At 61.6% G+C, this 24,563-nt stretch carries 21 protein-coding genes; 8 read left to right on the top strand and 13 right to left on the bottom strand.

Translation table 11 applies throughout. The annotated features are described in order from the left end of the window. Positions 1-36 precede the first annotated feature (36 nt). Together CLH61_RS17505 and CLH61_RS17500 are read left to right on the top strand one after the other, a co-directional pair. The gene (locus tag CLH61_RS17505; RefSeq protein ID WP_099616019.1) at positions 37-924 is read left to right on the top strand and encodes a branched-chain amino acid ABC transporter permease; all 888 of its coding nucleotides are present in this window, start codon (positions 37-39) and stop codon (positions 922-924) included. Between the two features lie 2 nt (positions 925-926). Continuing rightward, the gene (locus CLH61_RS17500) at positions 927-1,922 is read left to right on the top strand and encodes a branched-chain amino acid ABC transporter permease (protein WP_099616018.1); all 996 of its coding nucleotides are present in this window, start codon (positions 927-929) and stop codon (positions 1,920-1,922) included. A gap of 72 nt (positions 1,923-1,994) precedes the next feature. On the opposite strand, the gene CLH61_RS17495 is transcribed toward CLH61_RS17500, so the two are convergent. After that, on the bottom strand, positions 1,995-2,429 hold the full coding sequence (locus tag CLH61_RS17495; protein WP_099616017.1) for a DUF7282 domain-containing protein: 435 nt from the start codon (positions 2,427-2,429) through the stop codon (positions 1,995-1,997). Positions 2,430-2,673: 244 nt separating this feature from the next. Here CLH61_RS17495 and CLH61_RS17490 point away from each other — a divergent pair, with 244 nt between their 5' ends. Further along, on the top strand, positions 2,674-4,053 hold the full coding sequence (locus CLH61_RS17490; RefSeq protein ID WP_228152690.1) for a sensor domain-containing protein: 1,380 nt from the start codon (positions 2,674-2,676) through the stop codon (positions 4,051-4,053). Positions 4,054-4,109: 56 nt separating this feature from the next. Here the strand turns inward: CLH61_RS17490 and CLH61_RS17485 are convergent, their stop codons facing one another. From CLH61_RS17485 to CLH61_RS17440, 10 genes are all read right to left on the bottom strand, one after another. After that, positions 4,110-5,798: an AMP-binding protein gene (locus tag CLH61_RS17485; protein WP_099616015.1), complete on the bottom strand. Its 1,689-nt coding sequence runs from the start codon at positions 5,796-5,798 to the stop codon at positions 4,110-4,112. Positions 5,799-5,849: 51 nt separating this feature from the next. Further along, positions 5,850-6,425, bottom strand: a complete 576-nt coding sequence (locus CLH61_RS17480) for a peroxidase-related enzyme (protein WP_099616014.1) — start codon at positions 6,423-6,425, stop codon at positions 5,850-5,852. Positions 6,426-6,454: 29 nt separating this feature from the next. Beyond that, on the bottom strand, positions 6,455-7,360 hold the full coding sequence (locus CLH61_RS17475; RefSeq protein WP_099616013.1) for a hydroxymethylglutaryl-CoA lyase: 906 nt from the start codon (positions 7,358-7,360) through the stop codon (positions 6,455-6,457). After that, complete coding sequence (locus CLH61_RS17470) at positions 7,360-9,357, bottom strand: acetyl/propionyl/methylcrotonyl-CoA carboxylase subunit alpha (protein WP_099616012.1); 1,998 nt, start codon at positions 9,355-9,357, stop codon at positions 7,360-7,362. Before CLH61_RS17470 ends, CLH61_RS17475 begins: the two co-directional genes overlap by 1 nt. 2 nt (positions 9,358-9,359) lie before the next feature. Further along, entirely contained in the window at positions 9,360-10,166 is an 807-nt protein-coding gene (locus CLH61_RS17465; RefSeq protein ID WP_099616011.1) for an enoyl-CoA hydratase-related protein, read from the bottom strand. A 14-nt stretch (positions 10,167-10,180) separates the two neighbouring features. After that, the gene (locus CLH61_RS17460; RefSeq protein WP_099616010.1) at positions 10,181-11,788 is read right to left on the bottom strand and encodes a carboxyl transferase domain-containing protein; all 1,608 of its coding nucleotides are present in this window, start codon (positions 11,786-11,788) and stop codon (positions 10,181-10,183) included. 15 nt (positions 11,789-11,803) lie between these two features. Next, on the bottom strand, positions 11,804-12,970 hold the full coding sequence (locus tag CLH61_RS17455) for an isovaleryl-CoA dehydrogenase (protein WP_099616009.1): 1,167 nt from the start codon (positions 12,968-12,970) through the stop codon (positions 11,804-11,806). A gap of 72 nt (positions 12,971-13,042) precedes the next feature. After that, positions 13,043-13,462, bottom strand: coding sequence for a MerR family transcriptional regulator (locus tag CLH61_RS17450; RefSeq protein WP_099616008.1), 420 nt, complete (start codon positions 13,460-13,462; stop codon positions 13,043-13,045). 306 nt (positions 13,463-13,768) lie between these two features. Beyond that, complete coding sequence (locus tag CLH61_RS17445; RefSeq protein ID WP_099616007.1) at positions 13,769-15,364, bottom strand: fatty acyl-CoA synthetase; 1,596 nt, start codon at positions 15,362-15,364, stop codon at positions 13,769-13,771. A 135-nt stretch (positions 15,365-15,499) separates the two neighbouring features. Next, the gene (locus tag CLH61_RS17440) at positions 15,500-16,516 is read right to left on the bottom strand and encodes an AraC family transcriptional regulator (protein WP_099616006.1); all 1,017 of its coding nucleotides are present in this window, start codon (positions 16,514-16,516) and stop codon (positions 15,500-15,502) included. Between the two features lie 123 nt (positions 16,517-16,639). Here CLH61_RS17440 and CLH61_RS17435 point away from each other — a divergent pair, with 123 nt between their 5' ends. From CLH61_RS17435 to CLH61_RS17415, 5 genes are all read left to right on the top strand, one after another. Further along, positions 16,640-17,797: an acyl-CoA dehydrogenase family protein gene (locus tag CLH61_RS17435; RefSeq protein ID WP_099616005.1), complete on the top strand. Its 1,158-nt coding sequence runs from the start codon at positions 16,640-16,642 to the stop codon at positions 17,795-17,797. 26 nt (positions 17,798-17,823) lie between these two features. Beyond that, positions 17,824-19,011, top strand: a complete 1,188-nt coding sequence (gene bktB / locus CLH61_RS17430) for a beta-ketothiolase BktB (protein WP_099616004.1) — start codon at positions 17,824-17,826, stop codon at positions 19,009-19,011. A gap of 109 nt (positions 19,012-19,120) precedes the next feature. Beyond that, positions 19,121-19,882 carry an SDR family NAD(P)-dependent oxidoreductase gene (locus tag CLH61_RS17425; RefSeq protein WP_099616003.1) on the top strand — a complete coding sequence of 254 codons (762 nt, stop codon included), beginning with the start codon at positions 19,121-19,123 and terminating at the stop codon, positions 19,880-19,882. Positions 19,883-19,966: 84 nt separating this feature from the next. After that, complete coding sequence (locus tag CLH61_RS17420; RefSeq protein WP_099616002.1) at positions 19,967-21,118, top strand: acyl-CoA dehydrogenase family protein; 1,152 nt, start codon at positions 19,967-19,969, stop codon at positions 21,116-21,118. Between the two features lie 21 nt (positions 21,119-21,139). Next, positions 21,140-22,321, top strand: coding sequence for a thiolase family protein (locus CLH61_RS17415; RefSeq protein WP_099616001.1), 1,182 nt, complete (start codon positions 21,140-21,142; stop codon positions 22,319-22,321). 105 nt (positions 22,322-22,426) lie between these two features. Here the strand turns inward: CLH61_RS17415 and CLH61_RS17410 are convergent, their stop codons facing one another. Further along, positions 22,427-22,705: an ACT domain-containing protein gene (locus CLH61_RS17410; RefSeq protein WP_099616000.1), complete on the bottom strand. Its 279-nt coding sequence runs from the start codon at positions 22,703-22,705 to the stop codon at positions 22,427-22,429. Beyond that, positions 22,702-24,402, bottom strand: a complete 1,701-nt coding sequence (gene ilvG / locus CLH61_RS17405; protein WP_099615999.1) for an acetolactate synthase 2 catalytic subunit — start codon at positions 24,400-24,402, stop codon at positions 22,702-22,704. Before ilvG ends, CLH61_RS17410 begins: the two co-directional genes overlap by 4 nt. Positions 24,403-24,563: the final 161 nt, after the last annotated feature.

Raw genomic sequence — 24,563 nt, 5'->3', positions numbered from 1 at the left:
CGTCGTAACGTTTGTGCTGCTTCTGGAGTTAGCAACATGTCCATGATTCTTGGCGTCCCCGTCGCCGTGCTGTCCGGCCAGCTGTTGATCGGGATTATTAATGGTGCCTTTTACGCCCTGCTGAGCCTGGGCCTCGCGGTCATCTTCGGCCTGCTCAAGATTATCAACTTTGCCCATGGCGCCATGTACATGCTCGGGGCAATGGCCACCGTGATCATGTTCGATATGCTGGGCCTGAACTACTGGGTTGCCCTGTTCGTGGCGCCGGTTCTGGTCGGTGTGTTCGGGATGCTGATCGAATACTTCCTGTTACGCCGGATTTCCGGCCAGGATCATATCTACAGCTTATTGCTCACCTTCGGCGCCGCGTTGATGATTCAGGGCGTGCTGACCAACATCTACGGCGTGTCCGGCCTGCGTTACGCCATGCCTGATGCGTTCAAGGGGGGGATGAACCTTGGCTTCATGTTCCTGCCGTACTACCGGGCCTGGGTGATCGCCATTGCCCTGGTCGTGTGTTTCGGTACCTGGTTCATGATCGAGAAAACCAAGCTCGGCGCCTACCTGCGAGCCGGCACCGAGGATGCCCAGCTGATGCAGGGCTTCGGAATCAACGTCCCGCTGCTGGTCAGCCTGACCTACGGTTTCGGCGTTATGCTGGCGGCGTTTGCCGGTGTTCTGGCGGCACCGATCTATTCCGTTACACCGGTGATGGGGTCTCATATTCTCATTGTGGTATTTGCCGTGGTGGTCATCGGCGGCATGGGTTCCATTGCCGGCGCGATTGTCACCGGCATCCTGATGGGCATTATTGAAGGCCTCACCAAAACCTTCTATCCGCCTGCGTCATCTGCTGTGATCTTCCTGGTCATGGTGGTGGTCTTGATGTTCCGACCCACCGGCCTGTTCGGTAAGGAGGCATAACCATGAATCAGCCTGTCAACCAGACCGAGATCAAAAGAGCCATACTGGAACAGCAGACCGCCGATGCCCGGAAGAAAATGATACTGAACGGTGTGCTGCTGGCGATTCTTCTGGTGGCACCGTTTGTCATGTATCCGGTGTTCCTGATGAAGATCCTCTGCTTCGCGCTGTTCGCCGTCGCCTTCAACCTGCTTTTCGGCTTTACCGGGCTGTTGTCCTTCGGCCATGCCGCGTTCCTGGCGGCGGGTGGCTATACCACCGGTTACCTGCTGAGCAACTTCCCGGGTCTGACGACCGAGATGGGCATCGTTGCCGGAACCCTCGTTGCCACCCTGCTGGGGCTCGCCTTTGCGGTACTGTCGATCCGGCGTCAGGGCATTTACTTTGCCATGGTTACCCTGGCTTTGTCGCAACTGGTGTTTTTCTTCTTCGTGCAGTCCGAGTTCACCGGGGGTGAAGACGGCATGCACGGCATCCCGCGAGGCCAGTTGTTCGGCGTGGTTAACCTCGAAAGCAACCTGAACATGTATTACTTTGTGCTTGCGGTGTTCATCGCCTGCTACATCCTGGTTCAGCGTATTGTCAGCAGCCCCTATGGCCAGGTTCTGCGCTCGATCAAGCAAAACGAAGCCCGTGCGGTTTCCCTGGGCTACAACGTCAATCGCTACAAGATGCTGGCGTTTGTCATCTCGGCCGCGCTGGCGGGGCTGGCCGGGTCCATGAAGTCTGTGGTGTTCCAGCTGGCGTCCCTGAACGATGCCCACTGGCACATGTCCGGCGAAGTCATACTGATGACGCTGGTTGGCGGGATGGGCACTTTGCTGGGGCCTGTCGTAGGGGCGACCTTTGTGGTGAATATCGAGTATCAGTTGTCCCAGGGGCCACTGCGGGACTGGGTGGATTTCATCCTGGGTGGTATCTTCATCCTCACGGTGCTTGCATTCCGCAGCGGGATTGTCGGTGAGATCCAGAAGTTCATGAAGAAAAACCTGGGCTGACGCCCAGGCATCCCGGTCCGGTCAGTCAGGCCACCTTGTCCGGTGGCCCGGCTGGCAGTCTCCCGGCGGTGTTTATTTGGCGGTAATGGTGGCCATGACCAGCTTGCCATCCATGCGGATGGGGCCGTCTTCCTTGGCGCCAAGGGTGTATTCGAACACACCGGTTTTCATGCCGCCGTCCTCACTATGGATCATCAACATCAGCATGTCGCCAGCCGCAACCTCTTCCGTCAGGATGGCAGCTACGTCCATGTTCTTGCCTTTCTTGAGCGGTGCATGACCAACAACGGGGCCTGGCTTCATCGCTTCATCCGTGCGGTGTACCACCAGCCAGCCGTTCTTCTCGGTGATGACTTTCTTGGCGGTCACAGTGCCTTCGGACACGGACTGGTCATCGCCCCACACTCCTGTTTTGGCATGATCGTCTGCCAGGGCAGTGCCTGACGTCAAAGCAGTGGAAACCAGGGCGGCAGCCAGAAATGCGCTTGTCTTGAAGTGCTTTTTCATTGCGTTCTCCTCACTATCGGTTTGGCCCGTCCGTGCAGTTGTTTTTCAGACGGGGTTATCGACTGATACGTGTGTGCTTTCAGAAAGATGCAGGTCAGCGGATTTTTTACGGTTGTTGGCCCGATCTGCCTTGTGATGGCGCAGGCGAGGGGCACTGCAAGGATGTGCCGGGGTGAAATTCTGGCTAGGAGTTGCTGCCATTCCCATTTATGCTGGTGAGCATCCAAGTAGACCGATGCCATGAATGGCTGCACCTATGCCTGTCGATTTGAAAGCCCTGTACCCCAAACTGGTCAACCTGCTGCTGGACCCGGTATTCGTAGTGGATGAGCATGGCAGCATTGTGTTCATCAGTGAGGCATGCGAGCAGCTGCTGGGGTACACCGCAAGTGAAATGACCGGCACCTCGATCCTGAATTACATTCATCCGGATGACCTGGAACGTACCCTTGCGGCAGCACGCCGGGTGATGAGTGGCCAGTCCCACACCGATTTTGAAAATCGTTACCTGCACAAAGACGGCAGTGTGGTACACATTCTGTGGTCTGCACGCTGGTCGGAGGAAGACCGGCTACGGATCGCAGTGGCCAGGGATGTCACCGCACTGCGGCGGGCCAACCAGATCCGTGACGCGCTGTACCGGATCTCCGAAGCCGCCCATGGGGCTGACACCCTCCGCGGGCTCTGCGACGGTGTGCGTCGGGTGATTGGCGAGCTGTTCCCGCGGGATGACTTCTACCTGGCGTTCCACGACGTGGCTGGCGGCCTGCTCCGTGTTCCCGATTGGTCTGCGGACCAGCCCAGTGGCTGGGTAGAAGGGCCCATGCAAGCCGGAACAGCCCTTGCCGGAGTAGTCGGCTCCGGCGAACCTGTACTGGCCTCCCGCGACCCCGATCGTCCGGGGCTGGGGTTGGGATTGGGGTTGGGGTTGGGAAGAGCGGCCGGGTCAACAACACCTGAACTGGCCAACTGGCTAGGTGTGCCTTTGATCTCGAACAACGCGGTGCGCGGTGCGCTGGTGATCGAAAGCCGGTCACCAGACACCTGTTATCGGGAGGCGGACCAGGAGCTGTTGCAGTTCGTCGCGACCCAGGTGGCGACGGTGGTGGAGCGTAAACGGGCGGAAGAACATCTGCGATTCCTGGCCCACCATGACCCGCTCACCGGCCTGACCAACCGCTCATTGTTTTACGATCGGATGGATACTGCACTGCGTTCGGCCAGCCGCAACGAGAGCGGGCTGGCCCTGCTGTACCTGGACCTGAATGACTTTAAGGCGATTAACGACACCAAGGGGCACGGGGCGGGGGATCAGTTACTTGTCGAAATGGCCCGCAGGCTGGAAGGCTGCACGCGGGAAACCGACACCGTGGCCCGCATGGGGGGCGACGAATTCACCGTGCTTCTGACGGATATCCGCGATCACGCGTCACTCGGTACAACCGTCGCCAAAATCCGTGAAATTATGGCACTTTCCTTCGACCTTGGCGGCCAGGCAGTTCGGGTTTCCTGCAGCATCGGTACGGCTCTGTATCCGCAAGACGGAGACACCGCCAGGCAACTACTGAGCAAGGCCGACGCCAGGATGTACGCGGACAAACGGGGGACGCCAGGACCTCGTTAAACGACAGACCCCAACAAGGCGTCGGGGTCTGTAGGTCAGCAAGGTTCGTGGGCGGATTAGTTCTTTAGCCCGAGCTCCTCAATCGAAATCTCCCGCATCTTGAACTTCTGGATCTTGCCGGTGACGGTCATCGGGAAGGCATCCACGAACTTGTAGTTACGGGGAATCTTGTAGTGGGCAATCTTGCCCTTGCAGTAGGCCATCAGGTCATCGGCATCAACCGGGTCGGTATCCGGGCGCAGTTTTACCCAGGCGATGAGCTCTTCGCCGTACTTCTCGTCGGGGATTCCGGTCACCTGGACTTCTTCAATCGCCGGGTGGGTGTAGAGGAACTCCTCAATCTCCTTCGGGTAGATGTTCTCACCGCCGCGGATCACCATGTCCTTGATGCGGCCGACGATCTGGATGTAGCCGTCTTCGTCCATGGTGGCCAGGTCGCCGGTGTGCATCCAGCCGGCATCGTCGATCGCCTCGCGGGTCTTCTCTTCGTTATTCCAGTACTTCAGCATCACGCTGTAGCCCCGGGTGCAGAGTTCGCCGATCTCGCCACGGGGCAGTACGTTGCCGGTGCCGGGGTCAACAATCTTGGTCTCTAGGTGAGGCTGGGTGCGGCCCACGGTGGTAACCTGCTTCTCGAACGGGTCGAGGGAGCTGGTCTGGGTGGAGACCGGGCTGGTCTCGGTCATGCCGTAGGCGATCTGGACCTCTTTCATGTTCATCCGGCCGTTGACCTTTTTCATCACCTCTGCAGGGCAGATGGAGCCGGCCATGATGCCAGTACGCAGGCTGGAAAGGTCGTAGGCCTCAAACTCCGGCTCGGCCAGTTCGGCGATGAACATGGTGGGCACGCCATACAGGGCGGTGGCCTTCTCCTGATGCACCGCCTGCAACACTGACTTGGGGTCAAACCCTTCGCCAGGATAGATCATGGTGGCGCCGTGGGTAATGCAGCCCAGGTTGCCCATGACCATGCCGAAGCAGTGGTACAGCGGCACCGGGATCACCAGGCGGTCGTTCGCGGTAAAGCGCTGGCTCTCCGCCACAAAGTAGCCGTTGTTGAGGATGTTGTGGTGGGTGAGGGTGGCGCCCTTGGGGTTGCCGGTGGTACCGGAGGTGAACTGGATGTTGATGGGGTCATCAAACTGCAGCCCGGCCTGGCGTTGGGCCAGGTCGTCTGCGGAAACCTCACTGGCGAAGCCGAGGAACTCCTTCCAGGACCACATGCCGTCGTGCTTGTCTTCATGTACGTTGATGACGGCACGAAGATCGGGAACGTGGTCTGCCTTGAGCTTGCCCGGCGCGCTGCGCTTCAGTTCCGGTGCCAGCTCGTAGATCATTTCCCGGTAATTGGAGGCCTTGAAGGTGTCTGCCGTCACCAGCACGGTGATGCCCGCGAGGTTGAGGGCGTATTGCAGCTCGTGTACGCCGTAGGCCGGGTTGATGTTGACCAGGATGGCGCCCACTTTCGCAGTGGCAAACTGGGTAACGGTCCACTCATAGCGGTTCGGTGACCAGATGCCCACCCGATCGCCGCGCTTGACGCCGATGGCCATGAAGGCGCGGGCGGCCTCGTCGACCTTTTCGACAAACTCCTTGTAGGTCCAGCGAATGTCCTGGTGCAGGCACACCAGGGCTTCGGTGTCCGGGAACTGTTCGGCGGTACGGTCGAGCATTTCACCGATGGTCATGCCCAGCAGGGGCACTTCTGCGGTTCCACTGGTATAGCTTGGAAGAGTCTTGCTCATATCTCTGCCTCCATTGTTTTTGTATTCGAGGGCGAGCGGGTTGCGAACCTGCTAGCGACTCTGGCTGTGATACTCGGGGTTGGGTTGCATATCGCTGGCAATCGCCACGCGGTTGGACATGTTGTAAAAGCCGACCAGGTTGCTCAGGTCCCAGATGCCACGGTCGCTGAGGCCGGCATCCCGCAGGGCCTGGATGTCGTCTTCGGTGACGGTGGCCGGTGAGCGGGTGAGATGCGATGCAAAATCCAGCATCGCCCGCTGGCGCTTGTCGAGTTTGGCGCTGCGGTAGTTCATTACCATGTGCTCGCCCAGCTGCGGGTCGCCGCTCAGCACCCGCACGGCGGCACCGTGGGCGACCAGGCAGTAGAAGCACTTGTTCTCGGAGGAGACCACCACGGCCACCATTTCCCGCTCCAGCTTGGAGAGTTCGCCTTCGCCAAGCATGAGCTCGTTGTAAAGGCGGGTGAAGCCTTCCAGCTGCTTGAGGTTCTGGCTGTAGGCGGTCAGTACGTTCGGGACCATGCCGAGTTTTTCCTGGCAGATCTCGAAGTACTTGCGGGTGTCGTCCGGCATGTCGCTGATCTCGGGGATCGGCAGGTCCAGGGCGACGACGTTGTTATTGCTCATGACTTCTCCTTGCTGTTATCGAGCGTAATTCAGCAGTTGCCGCCGAGGGCCTGGCCCACTTTGGAGCCGTTGTGGCGATTCAGCTGGCCGCAGATCCAGTGGCCGGTAGCGACCAACTGGTCCAGATCAACACCGGTCTCGATGCCGAGGCCGTTGAGCAGATATAGCACGTCTTCGGTGGCGACGTTGCCGGAGGCGCCCTTGGCGTACGGGCAGCCGCCGAGGCCGGCGACGGAGGCATCGATCACCGCAACGCCTTCTTCCAGCACCGCATAAAGGTTGGCCAGGGCCTGGCCGTAGGTGTCGTGGAAGTGGGCGGCGAGGTTCGCCATCGGCACGTGGGCGGCCACGGCTTCCAGCATGCGCTTGGCTTTCAGCGGCGTGCCGACGCCGATGGTGTCGCCCAGTGATATTTCGTGGCAGCCCATGTCGTACAGGGCCTTGGCCACGGTCGCTACCTGTTGCGGGTCGATATCGCCTTCGTAGGGGCAGCCCATGACAGTGGAAACATAGCCCCGCACCGGGATGCGATGCTTGCCGGCGGCTTCCATTACCGGCAGGAACCGTTCCAGGCTCTCGGCAATAGAGCAGTTGATGTTCTTCTGGCTGAAGGACTCGGAGGCCGCTGCGAAAACCGCCACTTCGTCCACCCCGGCGGCCTGGGCACCCTCGAACCCCCGGAGATTGGGGGTGAGCACGGAATAGCGCACGCCGGCCTGCCGGTTGATTCCCGCCATCACCTCGGCGGCATCGCCCATCTGTGGCACCCATTTGGGTGAGACAAAACTGGCCGATTCGATGTGGCGCAGGCCGCAGTCTGCCAGCCGGTCAATCAGTCCGGTTTTGATGGCGGTGGCAATCACCGGGCCGGGCTCGTTCTGGAGGCCGTCCCGGGGGCTCATTTCCACCAGCCGTACCTGCCTGGGAAACCCCATTACGCGGCCTCCTCGTCACTGCTGGTTTCAATGGCGATCAGCTCGGCACCTTCTGCAACCTGGTCGCCCTCGGCGAAGTAGATCTCGGTGACCACGCCGTCGGCAGGTGCCTTGATGACATGTTCCATCTTCATTGCTTCCATGATCACCAGGGTCTGACCGGCCGTTACCGTGTCGCCGACGTTGGCCTGGATGGCCACAACGGCGCCGTTCATCGGGGCGGTGAGGCTGCCTTCGCCGGCCAGGTCCTGCGGATCGAAAGTCTCGCGGAACACGCTGCACTGGAAGGTGTCGCCCTCATAGAACAGCACCAGCTGATGATGGTCCAGGTTACCGTGGACGCTGAGGCGGTGGCCGTTGATCACTGCCTGCAGGTAATCGTCATCGAGGCGGCAATTGAGGTTGTAGACACTGCCACCGACGAATACCTGGTAGCGGTCGTCCCGTTCCAGCACCTTCAGTTCGTGCACTTCATCGCCCACCAGCAAATGCATCGGCTGGGCAAATTCGGAGTTCATCCGCCAGCCGTTCTGGCGCGCGAACGGCGACCAGGGATCGGCCGACGCCGGTTCGCGGGACTTGCGTTGTTCCAGCAGGAAGCCGGCAGCCAGCACCAGCGCCTTGTGGGGATCCAGTTTTGATTTCGGGAACAGCAACTCGCGGTGGCTGTCGATGAACCCGGTGGTGAGGTCAGCTTCGCGGAACGGCTGGGCATCCGCCAGGGCGTGGAGGAAGCGGATATTGGTTCTCACCCCGGCAATGCGGTAGTGCTCCAGCGCCTGTACCATGCGATTGATGGCCTGGTCACGGGTTTCGTCCCAGACGATCAGCTTGGCAATCATCGGGTCGTAGTGGATGCTGATTTCGTCGCCTTCGGTGACCCCGGTATCCACCCGCACGTGGGCGTTCTCGTCCGGTGTGCTCAGGTAGCGCAGGGTGCCGGTTGCCGGCAGGAAGTCCTGGTCCGGGTCTTCGGCGTAAATCCGCGCTTCCAGGGCATGGCCGCGGGTTTTCACCTGGGCCTGCGTCAGCGGCAGCGGCTCACCCCAGGCGACTTTCAGTTGCCACTCCACCAGGTCCTGGCCGGTGACCATTTCGGTGACCGGGTGTTCCACCTGCAGACGGGTATTCATTTCCATGAAGAAGAAAGAGCCGTCCACGTCGTACAGGAATTCAACGGTGCCGGCGCCAACATAGTTGATGGCCTGGGCAGCGCGTACCGCGGCCTCGCCCATCGCCTTGCGGGTATCATCCGCGAGGCCCGGCGCCGGTGCTTCTTCGAGGACTTTCTGGTGGCGGCGCTGCACCGAGCAGTCCCGCTCGGCCAGGTACACACCGTTGCCCTGCTGGTCGCAGAATACCTGGATCTCCACGTGGCGCGGCTGGGTCAGGTAACGTTCGATGAGCATGTCGGGGTTGCCGAAGGCGTTGCGGGCTTCGCGTTGGGCCGCGGCCAGGGCGTCGTCAAACTCGGCCATACTCTCGACTACCCGCATGCCTTTGCCACCACCACCGGCGACGGCCTTGAGCAACAGGGGGAAGCCACACTTCTCGGCCTCGGCGCGGAGCGTTTCGGCGGCCTGGTCGTTACCGTGGTACCCCGGCACCAGGGGAACGCCGGCCTGCTCCATGATGGTCTTGGCGGCTGACTTCGAGCCCATGGCCGCGATGGCGGACGAGGGCGGCCCGATAAACACCAGGCCGTTGGCTTCGCAAGCCTCGGCAAAGCCGGTGTTCTCGGAAAGGAAGCCATAGCCCGGGTGGATGGCCTGGGCGCCACTTTGTTTGGCGACTTCAATGATCTTGTCAGCCCGCAGGTAGCTTTCCGAACTTGCGGCCGGGCCGATGTGAAAGGCTTCATCTGCCATTGCGACATGGCGGGCACTGGCATCGGCATCGGAGTAGACCGCGACACAGCGGATCCCCATGCGATGGGCTGTCTGAATGATCCGGCAGGCAATTTCGCCCCGGTTGGCAATCAGGATTTTGCTGAACATGGCTATTCGTTCCCCGGAATCCAGTTGGCGCGACGTTTGTTGAGAAAGGCACTGAGGCCCTCCTGGCCTTCGGCGCCCACGCGAATGTCGGCAATGCGCCGGGCGGTGTCTTCAATGACCTCGCCGTCTATGGCCTTGTGGCTGACGGCAAAGACCAGGTCCTTGGCGGCTTTCATGGCCTCCGGCCCGTTCATGGCCAGTTGCCGAAGCAGGTCGTTGCAGTGGGCTTCCATGGCCTCGACGTCGTCACAGACGATGTGTACCAGGCCGTATTCCCGGGCCTGCGCAGCGGTGAATACTTCGGCGGAAATGAAATACCGGCGGGCCTGGCGTTCGCCGATGGCCCTTACCACATACGGACTGATTACCGCCGGAATCAGCCCGAGTTTCACTTCGCTCAGGCAGAAGCTGGCGGTTGCGGTGGCAATGACAATGTCGCAGCAGGCGGCGAGCCCCACCGCACCACCGTAGGCGGCCCCCTGGACCAGGCCGATCACCGGCTTTTGCAGGGTGTTGAGCACTTCCATCAGCCGCGCCAGCTGGCGGGCGTCGTCCAGGTTTTCCTGGTGGCTGTTGTCGGCCATCCGCCGCATCCAGGCGAGGTCCGCACCGGCGGAGAAATGCTTGCCTTCGGAACGCAGGATGACCACCTTCACGCGGTTGTCGGCGTTGACTTCGGCAAGGGTGCTGATCAGCTGCTGGATGATCACGTCGTCAAAGGCGTTACGTTTGTCCGGGCGGTTGAGCACCACCTCGGCAATGCCGTCGGCGCGGTGATTGAGCAGAACTGCGGATTCGGTGTCTGTCATGTCAGTCTCCCCGGTCACATCCGGAACACGCCGAAGCGCGTGGGCTTCGCCGGCCGGTTAAGGGTGGCAGAGAGGCTCAGGGCAACCACTTCCCGGGTCTGTGCGGGGTCGATGACGCCGTCGTCCCACAGCCGGGCACTGGCGTAGTAGGGGTGGCCCTGGTGTTCGTAGGTGTCGATCACCGGCTTCTTGAACGCCGCTTCGTCTTCGGCGCTCCAGGACTGGCCCTTGCGTTCGAGGCCTTCCCGGCGAACGGTGGCCAGTACCCCGGCGGCCTGTTCGCCACCCATCACCGAGATGCGGGCGTTGGGCCACATCCACAGGAAGTCCGGGCTGTAGGCGCGGCCACACATGCCGTAGTTGCCGGCGCCGTAGCTGCCGCCAATCAGCACCGTGATCTTGGGTACGTTGGCACAGGCCACGGCCATCACCATCTTGGCGCCGTGCTTGGCGATGCCTTCGGATTCGTACTTCTGGCCCACCATGAAACCGGTGATGTTCTGCAGGAACAGCAGCGGAATGTTGCGCTGGCAGCACAGTTCAATGAAGTGTGCGCCTTTCTGGGCGGACTCGCTGAACAGGATGCCGTTGTTGGCGATGATGCCGACGGGGTAGCCGTGGATATGGGCAAAGCCGGTAACCAGGGTCTGACCGTAATAGCGTTTGAATTCGTCGAACTCGGAGCCGTCCACAATGCGGGCGATCACATCGCGCACATCGAACTGTTTGCGCAGGTCGGTGCCGACGATGCCGTAGATTTCGTCCGGGTCATACAGCGGTGCTGCCGGTTTGCGCACTTCCACCGGAACCGGCTTGCGGCGGTTCAGGTTGGCCACGCAACGGCGGGCGATATCGAGGGCATGGGCGTCATTCTCCGCGTAGTGGTCCGCCACGCCGGAGATCTTGCAGTGCACATCGGCACCGCCCAGATCCTCGGCACTGACCACTTCACCGGTCGCGGCCTTCACCAGCGGCGGGCCGGCCAGGAAGATGGTGCCCTGGTTGCGCACGATGATGGATTCGTCGGCCATGGCCGGCACATAGGCGCCGCCGGCGGTGCACAGGCCCATGACTACCGCGATCTGCGGAATGTCGTCGGCAGACATGCGGGCCTGGTTGTAGAAGATGCGGCCGAAGTGGTCCCGGTCCGGGAAGACTTCATCCTGGCGGGGCAGGTTGGCACCGCCGGAATCCACCAGGTAGATACAGGGCAGGCGGTTTTCCAGGGCGATTTCCTGCGCCCGCAGGTGCTTCTTCACCGTCAACGGGTAGTAGCTGCCGCCTTTAACGGTGGCATCGTTGGCGATGATCATGCACTCGGTGCCGGATACCCGGCCGACGCCGGCGATTACACCGGCGGCAGGGACTTCTTCATCGTAGACGTTGTAGGCGGCCAGCTGGCCGATTTCCAGGAACGGTGAGCCCTCGTCCAGCAGCCGGTTGATCCGCTCCCGTGGCAGCAGTTTGCCCCGTGCAACATGGCGCTCCTGGTAGGACGGGCCGCCACCTTGCTGGATGGTTGCCACCTTGTCCTGCAGATCGGCCACGGCGGCAGCCATGGACTCGCGGTTGGCCTGAAACTCGTCAGACCGCGTGTTGATCTTGCTTTGCAGTATGGTCATTTTGGAAGCAGGCCCTTATTTGTTCTGGAACAGTTCGCGACCGATCAGCATCCGGCGAATTTCCGAGGTGCCGGCTCCGATTTCATACAGCTTGGCATCCCGCAGCAGGCGGCCGGTGGGGTATTCGTTGATGTAGCCGTTACCGCCGAGCAGCTGGATGGCGTCGAGGGCCAGCTTGGTGGCCATTTCGGCGGAGTAGAGGATGGCGCCGGCGGCATCCTTGCGGGTGGTTTCGCCGCGGTCGGCAGACATGGCCACCATGTAAACGTAGGACTTGGCGGTGTTCATGAAGGTATACATGTCGGCCACCTTGCCCTGCACCAGCTCGAATTCGCCGATGGCCTGGCCGAACTGTTTGCGCTCACGGATGTAGGGCACTACCACGTCCATTGCCGCCTGCATGAGGCCCAGCGGACCGCCGGACAGCACCAGGCGTTCGTAGTCGAGGCCGCTCATGAGCACGCGGGCACCGCCGCCGAGTTCGCCGAGAATGTTTTCCCGCGGAACCTTGCAGTTTTCGAACACCAGTTCGCAGGTGTTGGAGCCACGCATGCCCAGCTTGTCGAGTTTCTGATGGCGGCTGAAGCCGGGATAGTCACGCTCGACAATGAAGGCGGTGACGCCGCGGGAGCCGGCCTGGGTGTCGGTTTTGGCGTAGATCACGTAGGTGTGGGCGTCCGGGCCGTTGGTGATCCACATCTTGTTGCCGTTCAGTACAAAGTGGTCACCTTCATCCCGGGCGGAGAGTTTCATGGAGATGACGTCAGAGCCGGCGTTCGGCTCGGACATTGCCAGCGCACCAATGTGCTCGCCGCTCACCAGCTTGGGCAGGTACTTGCGCTTTTGCTCTTCGGTGCCGTTGCGGTGAATCTGGTTGACGCACAGGTTGGAGTGGGCGCCGTAGGACAGACCAACCGAGGCGGAGGCGCGGCTGATTTCCTCCATGGCAATCACGTGTGCCAGGTAGCCCATCCCGGATCCGCCGTATTCTTCTTTCACGGTAATACCCAGCAGGCCCATATCGCCAAACTTCCGCCACAGGTCCATGGGGAACTGGTTGTCACGATCGATTTCCGCGGCGCGGGGGGCGATTTCGGTTGCAGCGAAACTGTTCACCTGCTCCCGGAGCATGTCCAGGGTTTCGCCGAGGCCGAAGTTGAGCTCTGAGTACTGTGATTTCATGATTGGCTACCTTTTTGTTCTGCAATCGTGTTGTTTGGTGACCGTCCGGGCGGGCCGACGGTGCGTGAGGTGCTATTTGTTTGTCGCCAAGCTCTGCTCTTTGGTCTTCTGCAGTTCGGCCAGCGCTTCGCGGCACCGTGCCTCGGCGGTATCCATTTCCATCTCCGCCATGGCGATGTCGTTTTTCTGCTGCTCCAGATGGGCGCGTCGGTTGTTGAGGATCTCGAGCATCTTCAGCAGCTGTTTTTCATTACCGCTCAGGGTCTCGTCCCACAGGTCGAACAGTTCTTTGGTTTCCGACAGGGAAAAGCCCATGCGCTTGCCGCGCAGGATAAGCTTCAGGCGAACCCGATCCTTGGAGCTGAAGATTCGCGTCTGCCCGCGCCGCGCGGGTTTCAGCAGCCCCTGGTCCTCATAGAAGCGAATGCTCCGGGTGGTTACATCGAACTCCTGGGAAAGCTCGCTAATGCTGAAGGTTCGTTTTTCGGCCATCGTGATGTCCTTTCTTGTTTCGACTAAGGTTAGATAAAGTTTACGTAAACGTAAAGTAGTTTGAGGGCCAGAAGTGGTGAAATTTCGAACTCGGAACAGATCTGGCCCATGCAATCCAAAAAGGTGACGGTGATTGTAACAGGCCTGGACGGCAGAGCGGGCGGGGGTTAGCAGCAGGGCAGGACGGGAAAATTGGCTGACCGCAGCAGCTGCGGTAGCCGTAATGGTGGCAGTATTGCCGGAAGTCGGCGCGGGTTGCATCGTGCTGGCCAGCCCGGATCAGGGCCGGCCAGAGCGATGCCGGTGTCAGGCAACCGTCGTGGCGGCGGCGAAGGTCTCCCGCAGCGTGCGCTTCAGCAACTTGCCGGCGGTATTCTTCGGCAGTTGGTCAACAAAGTGAAGGTGTTTCGGCACCTTGAAAGGGGCGAGCCGGGCACGGGCATGGGCCAGCAAGGCGGCGGCATCCTGCGGGTAACCGTCCTTGACCACCACCACCGCGCAGATCGCCTCGATCCATTTCTCGTCCGGCACCCCGATGACCGCAACTTCGGCTATGGACTCATGCTGATAGAGGGCTTCCTCCACGTCGCGACTGGCCACCAGCACACCGCCGGTGTTTACCACGTCCTTGATCCGGTCGACGATGAAAATGTAGCCCTGTTCGTCCCGGTAACCGAGATCGCCGGAATGGAACCAGCTGTCCTTGAAGGCTTCGGCGGTGGCTTCGGGTTTGTCCCAGTAGCCCACCATCAATTGGGCGGAGCGGTGAACCAGTTCGCCCTGTTCCCCTGGCTGGCAGTCTGCTCCGGTGACGGGATTGACGATGCGGGTCATCACCGTTTGCAGCGGCCGGCCGGCGGAGGCCGGGCGATCGGCGTGTTCCTCGGGCAGCAGCACAGTCGCGAGCGGGGCAATCTCGCTTTGTCCGTAACAGTTGTAAAGTCCCGCCGCCGGCAATTGTTCACTCAGCTCCCGGACCACCTGGCCGGGCATGATCGACGCGCCATAGTACAGCTTGTCCATGTGCTGCAGCCGGCTGGCATCAAAGCCGGGGTGCCGCAGCAGGGCAATCCACACGGTGGGCGGGGCAAAGAAGGTATTGAGTTGCTCGCCGGCCAGCCATTGCAGGATGGCGTCCGGAGTCGGTGTGTTGATCAGCCGGCTGTAGCCCCCGGTCAGCAGCATGGGCATGGTGAAAACATGCATCTGCGCCGAATGGTACAGCGGCAGGGCGGCCAGCGCGCGGTCGCTGCCGCGAATGTTCAGGTGGTACTGGCACGCGCTGTACTCGGTCATCAGTGAACGGTGGGTGTGCATCGCTCCCTTGGGGTCCGACGTGGTGCCCGAGGTATACAGAATCTGTACTACATCGGTTTCCGCCAGTTCCAGTTCAGGTGGTGTGTCGTCGCCGGCAGCCCGGGCCAGCTCCAGGATATCGCGGTCGCTGTCACCGCCATACAGGCCGCCCTGGATCCCGATGCTTACCTGTGACGCCACGGCATCGACCTGGGGCTGTAGGTCCTGGTCGAAGAACAGCGCCCTGGCGCCGGACTGCCTGAGGACATAGATCAGCTCATGCTCAACGAGGGCATAGTTGACTGGCACGTGGATCAGCCCGGCTTTGGTGCAGGCCAGCCAGAGCAGGATGTAGGCATCAGAATTCTTGCCGTAGGCCGCTACCCGGTCACCGGGCGTAAGCCCCAGTGCCAACAGGCGATGGGCAAGGCGGTTACTGGCAGTTTCGATGGCGGCGAAGGTCCAGTTGCGCTCAGCAAAGGCCAGTGCAAGCCGCTCGCCGTGGGTTGCGGCAGAGCGGGCCAAGGCGTCACCGATGGTGTTGCGCAGGGCGCGGCGGGTCGTGGCAGCAGGTTCGTAGCGATGGGGCGTGCTGGAAACGGACATGGTTCACCTCGGGTGCTTGTTGTTATTACCTTTACCGGCGTCATTAACGCAGAGGGCCGGCCGGAACGGGAATGACCGCAGAGGTCGAAAAAATTGACCCGATCGGACAGGCTGGCTGGCTGCGGGTGGTCAGGGTTATCCCGCGCGGTGGCTTGTCCAGTTGGAGGGAGACTGGCCGGTCCAGCGTTTGAAGGCGCGGCAGAACGAGGCGGTTTCGGAGAAGCCGACCTTCTCGCTGACGTCGGCAATGCTGAGGTTTTCTGTGGTCAGTAACCGGATGGCGTGCTCCCGGCGCAGCGACTCCTTGATCTTGCGCAGCGACGTGCCTTCTTCCTGCAGCTTGCGGCCAATGCTACGCGGCGTCATATGCAGCTGCCGGCCGAGCATCTCCAGGCCCGGCATGTCGTGGTAGCTGTACTGGCCCAGCAGGGCACGGATGCGGGTGCGCAGGCTTTCGTCCTGGTTGGGCCGGTGCAGAATGTTCGCGGGCGCTACCCGGAGAAACTCCATCAGCTCCTCTTCGCTCCGGATGATTGGCAGTTGCAGGTATTTTTCGTGCAGGTAAAAACCGCAGGCGTCCTGGTTGAACGACAGTTCACCGGGATACATCGCCAGGTATTCGGCGGCGTGCGGGGGCGGCGGGTAGTTGAACTGGGTCGTAGCGAAGGGAATTTGCTGATCTACCAGCCAGCAGCAGAAGCGTTCCCACATCAGCAGCAGGAACTCCTGCAGCATGTGATCGGTATCGTTGCGGGCATCCTGCAGGCTGAGACGAAAGAAGATCAGTCTGTCGTTGTCGTCGTTTTCTTCGAGGCTGATATCCAGGTTGTCACAGGCAATCCGGTAGAAGCGTGCACTTTTTCGCAGGACGGCTCCCAGGGTGGAGGATCCCAGGCAGTAATCGGCCATCAGGGCAAAGGTGCCGTTCTTACAGCGGGAGGACGACATCGCCAGAAACTCATCCCGGGTTGTTCGCCATACCGCCTTGATCAGCAGGGTAAGTTGTTGCTCGGTGAGCAACCGCTCCGGTTTGTTCAGCCAATCGGCGGCCATGCCGGCCTGATTCAGTAAGGTTTCGGCGGGATGTCCCTGGCGCTCGGCGCCCCGGATGGCGGCCTGCAGGTAATGATTTGCGATGTGGGCTTTGGCCATGGGGTTGTCGGGCTGCTGCGTAAAAGGTCAATAATTTCGGCCAGTCGGGCCATTCTCGGCCTGCGGGATTATGGGTTAAATGATGCGTTAACTCATCTGCCGAATTCAATGCCAGAGGCGTGTATGTCTGCAAAACAAGAAGATATCGAACTGTTCCACTCCATGATCTCCCGCGTCCTTGATCAGGAGATTGCCCCCTATTACGACCAGTGGGAAGACGCGGCCGGTATCCCCCGCTCGGTCTGGCACACCCTGGGCCGGGCCGGCATGTTGGGCATCGATATGCCGGAGGCATATGGCGGTGCGGCGGCCAGTTTCGAGATTTCCCAGCTGGCCATTGAAGAGATCGCCCGGATGGGTTTCGGTGGCCTGGCCTCCGGCTACAACATTCACGCCAACATCGTGATGCCCTACATCCTCCATCTGGGGTCTGACGAGCAGAAGCAGCGCTATCTGCCGGCAATGATCAGTGGCGAGGTGCTGGGGGCCATTGCCATGACCGAACCGGGTGCGGGCAGTGACCTGGCCGCCATGCGCACGACCGCCGAGCGCATCCCTGAGGGCTGGCGAATCAACGGTGCCAAGGTGTTCATTACCAATGGGTTGCAGGCCGAACTGGTGATTGTCTGTGCCAAGACCGATCCCGCTGCCGGCGCCCGGGGGGTGTCGCTGTTTCTGGTGGATACTGCCTTGCCCGGCTTTTCCCGCGGTAAGGGCATCCGCAAAATCGGCCAGCATGCCAGCGACACCGCGGAACTGTTCTTCTCCGACCTGGTGGTGCCCGAAGAGGCCCTGCTTGGCGAGGCCGGGAAGGGTTTTGCCTATCTGATGCAGGAGTTGCCGCGGGAGCGGCTGGGGGTTGGCGCCCAGGCCATTGGTGCCTCCGAAGGCGCGCTGGCCCTGACACTCGACTACGTGCAGCAGCGCCAGGCGTTCGGCCAGCGGATTGCCGACTTCCAGAACACCCGCTTCAAACTCGCCGAAGCCCGGGCCCGGCTGGAAATGGCCCGGGCCTATCTCGACCAGTGCATCGCCAGGTATCACCAGGGCAACATGACTCCGACCGATGCGGCCATTCTCAAGCTGATGCTGACTGAAATGCAGTGCGACATTGCCAATGAGTGCCTGCAACTGTTCGGAGGCTATGGCTACACCGTGGAATACCCCATTTCCCGCTTCTTTGTGGATGCCCGCGTGCAGACCATTTACGCCGGGACCTCCGAAATCATGAAAGAGGTGATTGCCCGTTCCATGCTGGGCAAAGAAGCGCCTCACCGTTAGCCCCGAAACTTGCAAAGGAATTCGCTATGAAACTGACAGACGTTGTAATTCTTGATGGCGCCCGTACCGCCATTGGCAGCTTTGGCGGCAGCCTCAGCGCCCTGACGCCCGCCGAGTTGGGAACCTGTGCCGCAAAGGAGGCCGTCAGCCGCTCTGGCGTGGCAGCCGATGACATCGACCATGCCGTGTTCGGCCACATCATTATCACCGGGCCGCAGGATGCCTATGTGGCACGCCACATTGCCCTGAATACCGGAATGCCGGCCAGCTCGGCTGCCTTCAACGTCAATCGCCTGTGTGGTTCAGCGGTTCAGTCGGTGGTCAGCGCGGCCCAGATGATCGTGATGGGCGACAGCCGCATTGCCCTGGCCGGCGGTACCGAATCCATGAGCCAGGGCGCTTACCTGTTGCCCAATGTTCGCAAAGGTCTGCGGATGGGCGACGGTCGGGCGGTGGACATGACCGTGGGCATTCTCAGCGACCCGTTCGGCAGCGGCCACATGGGGCTGACCGCCGAACGGATCGCACAACAGTACGACCTGAGTCGTGAGGATCTGGATGCCTTCTCGGCGGAGAGTCACCGGCGGGCCGCCCGGGCCATCGAGAACGGGTATTTTGCCGGGCAGATTGTGCCGGTGACGGTGAAGCAGGGCCGCAAGGAGATCCTCTTTGCGCAGGATGAACACGTGCGTGCCGGCACCACGGTGGAAAGCCTGGCCGGTCTGAAACCGGCGTTCCGGCAGGATGGAATCGTTACTCCCGGCAACGCCTCGGGGATCAACGATGGCGCTGCCGCCATGGTATTGACCAGCGCCGCAGAAGCGGCGAAGCGCGGTCTGAAGGCTCGGGCCCGCCTGGTCGGCTATGCTTTCTCCGGGGTCAATCCGGAGGTGATGGGTCTGGGACCGATCCCTGCGGTCCGTCAGGTGCTGCAGCAGACCGGCCTGGCCGTCGCCGACCTGGACGTTATCGAGTCCAACGAAGCGTTCGCGGCCCAGGCGCTGGCGGTGAGCCGCGAGCTCGGGCTGCCGGACGACAAGGTCAACCCCAATGGTGGCGCGGTTGCTCTGGGCCATCCGGTGGGAGCAACCGGTTCGATCCTCATTATCAAGACACTGGCCGAGCTGGAGCGCACCGGGGGGCAGTACGGGCTGATTACCATGTGTATTGGTGGTGGTCAGGGCATTGCCCTGATTATCGAGCGCCTGGGCTGAGGCCCTGGTCTGTTTCCTTTTTGGGCTCGAATTGGTTAAAGTTTACGTAAACGTAAAGAATATTCGGGCCCTATTTCACTAACAAGCCTAACGAGCAGGAGAGAATGCAATGGATTTCAATAACGTAGCAGCCATTGTCACCGGCGGTGCTTCCGGTCTGGGTGAGGGCGCCGCCCGTGCGTTGGCCAGTGCCGGCTGCAAGGTCGCCATTCTGGATCTGCAGAAAGAGCGCGGTGAGCAGGTTGCGGCGGACATCGGCGGTATTTTCGTGGAATGTGACGTGAGCTCGGCCGCCAGCGCCGAGGCCGCCATCACAGCGGCCCGCGAGGCCCATGGCCCCTGCGGAATCGCAGTGAACTGCGCCGGCATCGCCACGGCGTCGCGGATTCTGGGGCGGGACGGGGTGATGCCGCTGGATAACTTCAGCAAGGTGATCCAGGTCAACCTGATCGGCACCTTCAACATTCTGCGGCTGGCCGCGGCCGACATGGCTCAGCGGGAACCCAATGCCGATGGCGAGCGCGGCGTGATTATCAACACCGCCTCGGTGGCGGCCTACGAGGGCCAGATTGGCCAGGCTGCGTACAGTGCCTCCAAGGGCGGCGTGGTAGCGCTTACCCTGCAGGCGGCCCGGGAACTCGCCCGCGAAGGTATCCGGGTGAATACCATTGCGCCCGGCCTGTTCATGACGCCGATGATGGCCGGTATGCCCCAGGAAGTGCAGGACAGCCTGGCGGCAACCTTGCCGTTCCCCCAACGTCTCGGCAAGCCGGAGGAATTCGGCATGATGGTGGACCAGATGGTGCGCAATCCGATCCTCAATGGCGAGGTCATCCGCCTTGACTGCGCCCTGCGCATGGCGCCCAGATGATTCGATGCGCGGGGCCTGCCACAAGCGGAGCCTCAATAACTACCTGATCTGCCACAAGCGATCTGATAACCACAGGTGAGCGACATGACCAACGCGGTCGACCAACAAGAACTGGCGCTGTTCCGGGACTCCGTCATCAAGGCCCTGGAAACCGAAGTTGCGCCCCATTATGAGGCCTGGGAAAAGTCCGGCATCGTTCCCCGGGAGCTCTGGAACACACTCGGCAATGCCGGCATGTTGTGTGTGGATGTGCCCGAGGAGTGCGGTGGTTGTGGCGCTCCCTTCCAGTATTCCGTGGTGGTCGGAGAGGAGCTCGCGCGCCTGGGCTTCGGGGCCCTGTCCACCAATGTGATGGTGCATTCAGACATTGTGGCGCCTTACCTGAGCCATCTCGGAAATGACGAACAGAAGCAGGCCTGGTTGCCGAAGATGGTTTCCGGTGACGCGGTGGGCGCGATAGCCATGACCGAGCCGGGTGCCGGCAGTGATCTGCAGGCAATCCGCACCAGCGCTGTGAAGGGTGGCAGCGACTACATCCTTAACGGCTCCAAGACCTTTATCACCAATGGCCAGCACGCCGATATGGTGATTGTGGCGGCCAAGACCGACCCGAATGCCGGGGCCAGGGGCATCAGCCTGTTCCTGGTGGACACCTCGCTGCCGGGCTTCAGCCGGGGCCGCAACCTGGACAAGATCGGCCAGCACTCCGGTGATACCTCTGAGCTGTTCTTCTCCGACATGCGCGTTCCTGCTTCGGCACTGCTGGGCGAGGAAGGGCAGGGCTTCGTTTACCTGATGCGTGAGTTGCCCCGGGAACGCCTGGTGATCGGCGCTCTCGGCGTTGCAGCCGCCCGCGGCTCCCTGGACATGACCATCGCCTACACCCAGGAGCGGGAACTGTTTGGCCAGAAGCTGGCCCAGCTGCAGAACACCCGCTTTGAAATTGCCCGGATGGAAACCGACTATCGGGTAAACAAGGCGTTTGTGGACCAGTGCATCCGCCAGTACGAAGCGGGTGAGCTCGATGCACCTACCGCGTCCATGGCCAAGTACAGCGCCACCGAAATGCAGTGTCGGGTGGCAGATGGCTGCCTGCAGTTGTTCGGTGGCTACGGCTACACCACGGAGTATCCGATTTCCCGCAACTTTATTGATGCGCGGGTGCAGCGGATTTACGGCGGTACCTCCGAGGTGATGAAAGAAATCATTGCACGCTCGGTTCTTGGGCGGGCATAACGATTCGAATGAGGGTGGATTATGAGTAACAACGATGTGGTTATTGTTGGTTCGGCCCGCACCCCGATGGGCGGCATGATGGGCGCCCTGAGTTCCGTGCGGTCCCCGGAGCTGGGCGCGGTTGCTATCCGGGCGGCCATCGAGCGGTCCGGTCTCCAGCCGACGGATGTCCAGGAAGTAATCATGGGCTGCGTACTGCCGGCGGGCCTGGGGCAGGCGCCGGCCCGTCAGGCCTCCCGTTCGGCCGGAATTCCGGACACCTCCGGTTGCACCACGGTGAACAAGATGTGCGGCTCCGGTATGCAGGCGCTGATACTGGCCCACGACCAGATCAAGGCCGGCACTAACAGCATCATGGTCGCCGGAGGCATGGAGAACATGAGCCAGGCGCCTTACCTGCTGCCCAAGGCCCGCGCGGGTATGCGTATGGGCCACGGCCAGGTGATGGACAGCATGTTTCTCGATGGCCTGGAAGACGCCTACGAAGGCGGCCTGATGGGGGTGTTCGCCCAGCGCACCGCCGATCAGTACGGCATTACCCGGCAAGCCATGGACGACTTTGCCCTGGGTTCCCTGAGCAAGTCGCTGGCGGCCATTGAGAGCGGCTGGTTCACGGCAGAGATCGTAGCGGTACCGGTTGCCGGCCGCGGCGGCGAAACCATCGTGGATACCGACGAGCAGCCGGGCAATGCCCGCCCGGAGAAAATCCCGACCCTCAAGCCGGCGTTCGCCAAAGACGGCAGCGTGACCGCAGCCAACTCCAGCTCGATCAGCGATGGCGGATCGGCGCTTGTGGTGACCTCCGCCGCCGAAGCCGCGGCCCGCGGCCTCGCCCCCCAGGCCCGGATTGTGGCCCATGCCACCCACGCCAGGTTGCCGTCCGAGTTCACCCTGGCGCCCATTGGCGCCATTGAGAAAGTGCTCGGAAAAGCCGGCTGGTCGGCCGATGAGGTGGACCTGTTTGAAATTAACGAGGCATTCGCGGTGGTCAGCCTGCTGGCGATCAACGAACTCAAGCTGCCCGCTGACAAAGTGAATGTCTTCGGCGGCGCCTGCGCCCTCGGCCACCCGATCGGTTCGTCCGGCTCCCGCATCATCGTCACCCTGATGAATGCGCTCAGGCAGCGCGGGCTCAAACGTGGTGTTGCCTCGCTCTGCATCGGTGGCGGCGAAGCCACGGCAGTGGCCATCGAACTGCTCTGATTGGTGCGTGGCGGAGGCCCCTGGGTCCCGGGCGGGATCCAGGGGCTTTTCTGTTTGTGCGGTGTTTTTTCAGGGTCTTCAGGCTACCAGAGCCTAACCCTCCGCTCAGGCACTGCGAGACCGTGCAACAGCAGGCGCCCCAAGGGCGACCTCAGCCACCGTATGAAGTTTCTCCAGTTGTGACTGCAGCATCGCTATGGGGCGCGTGCCCTCCAGGGTAAGCGCGATATCCAGATGTTCCCCGGCGGTTTCCACCGCCATCCTGGCAATCCGGAACCCACGGATACGCACCACCTGACACAACCGCTCCAGGGCGGCGGCTTCCTGTGACATGCGGCAGTTGAGGGTGTAACGGGGCGTCGGGATTTCCGTTTGCGGGGTCATGCTACCTGCTCCTTGTTTGCAGTACTGGTGCGTCGGGTTTCGTCGATCATTTCACGGTTGCTGGCGCCGGGTTTGACGATGGGCCAGACATTGTCCTGCCGGCTGATGGCCACGTGCAGCAGCATCGGGCCGTTGTAGGCGATGATGGTTTCGATGCCGCGGCGGATCTGGTCGGTGCGCTCGATGTGCAGGGCCGGGATGTCGAAGGCCCGGGCCATGGCCACGAAGTCGGGGTTGTCGTCCAGGTTGATGTGGCTTTCCCGGTTGTTATAGAACAGCTCCTGCTGCTGGCGGACCATACCCAGGCACTGGTTGTCCAGCACGATCAGTTTCACCGGCAGGTTGTAGCGGCGGATAGTGGCCAGCTCCTGGGCATTCATCATGAACGAGCCATCGCCGGTCACGTTGATCACCATGCGATTGCGGTCGGCGAACTGGGCGCCGATGGCAGCCGGCAACCCGAAGCCCATGGTGCCCAGGCCGCCACTGGTCAGATGATGACGGGGGTGGTCGAACTCGTAGTGCTGGGCAACCCACATCTGGTGCTGGCCGACGTCGCAGGCCACGATGGTGTCGTCCGGTGCGATGCGGGAAAGCTGGCGGATGAAGGCCGGGCCGGTGATCGGTGCCAGCGCTTCTTCGTTGTCGGCGGCTTGGAAACCGCCCGTGGTGTGCCAGGTGCGACATTGTTGCTGCCAGTTACGGATGGCCAGCGGTTTGCTCGTCAGGGCGCCGGTTAACTCAGCGAGAATGGCATTCAGGTCTCCCCGAATGGCCAGGTCGGCCGGGCGCAGCTTGTTGAACTCGGCAGCGTCCGCATCGATGTGGATTGTCTTTGCGTTGGGGGCAAAACCGTCCAGTTTGCCGGTAGCCCGGTCGTCCAGGCGGGCACCGATCACCAGTAACAGATCGCACTCGTCCACCGCCCGGTTGGCGGCGCGGGAGCCGTGCATGCCCAGCATGCCGAGGTTGTACGGGTTGTGTTTGCCCGGATTGCCAATGCCCTTCAACGTTACCACCGCCGGCAGGGCGGAGGTTTCGGCAAAGGCGCGGAAACGGTCCTCGGCGTGGGCCAGGCTGATGCCGCCGCCGCTGTAGAGCAGGGGCTTGCGGGCAGAACGCAGCATAGCCAGGGCATCGGTGAGATCCGGGCAGGCCGGTTCACGGAATTCAGGCTGAGGGAGGGGAGCCTCGGCAACCTGGCTCAGCAACAGATCTTTGGGGATATCGATCCACACCGGCCCGGGGCGGCCACTCTGGGCCAGTGCGATGGCTTCTTCCATGATCGCCGGCAGGGTGTCTGCGTCATCCACCAGGTAACTGTGCTTGACGATGCCCAGGGTCATGCCCAGGACATCGGTCTCCTGGAAAGCATCGGTCCCGATCAGACCGGAGGGCACCTGGCCGGTGATCACCAGCATGGGGATGGAGTCCCGGTGCGCATTGGCAACGCCGGTGATCAGGTTGGTGGCGCCGGGCCCCGAGGTGGCGATGCAGACTCCGAGCTTGCCACTGGCGCGGGCAAAGCCGTCGGCGGCCAGGGCGCAGGCCTGCTCGTGTCGGCACAGCACGTGCTCCACACCGACATCGTCCACCAGCGCGTCGTATAGCGGCATGATGCAGCCGCCGGGATAGCCGAAGACTGTGCTGATGTTGTGGCGGTGGAACGCTTCAAGAATGTGCTGTGCGCCGTTCATGGTCGTTTTTTCCTTTTTCTTTGCCGCAAAAAAGAAGCCCCCGGGACCTTGCGGTGCCGGGGGCTTCTGGTGTCTTGTCAGGTTTGTCGCTATCTCACCCGCTTGTCCACGCAAAAGCCCCCGGACGGTACCACGACCACCAGGATAAGCTTCACAAGGAC

It is taken from the genome of Marinobacter profundi, from assembly GCF_002744715.1.
Lineage (GTDB): Bacteria > Pseudomonadota > Gammaproteobacteria > Pseudomonadales > Oleiphilaceae > Marinobacter > Marinobacter profundi.
Note: the sequence above shows the minus strand (reverse complement) of the source record. Positions and strands in the feature narration are given on the sequence as shown.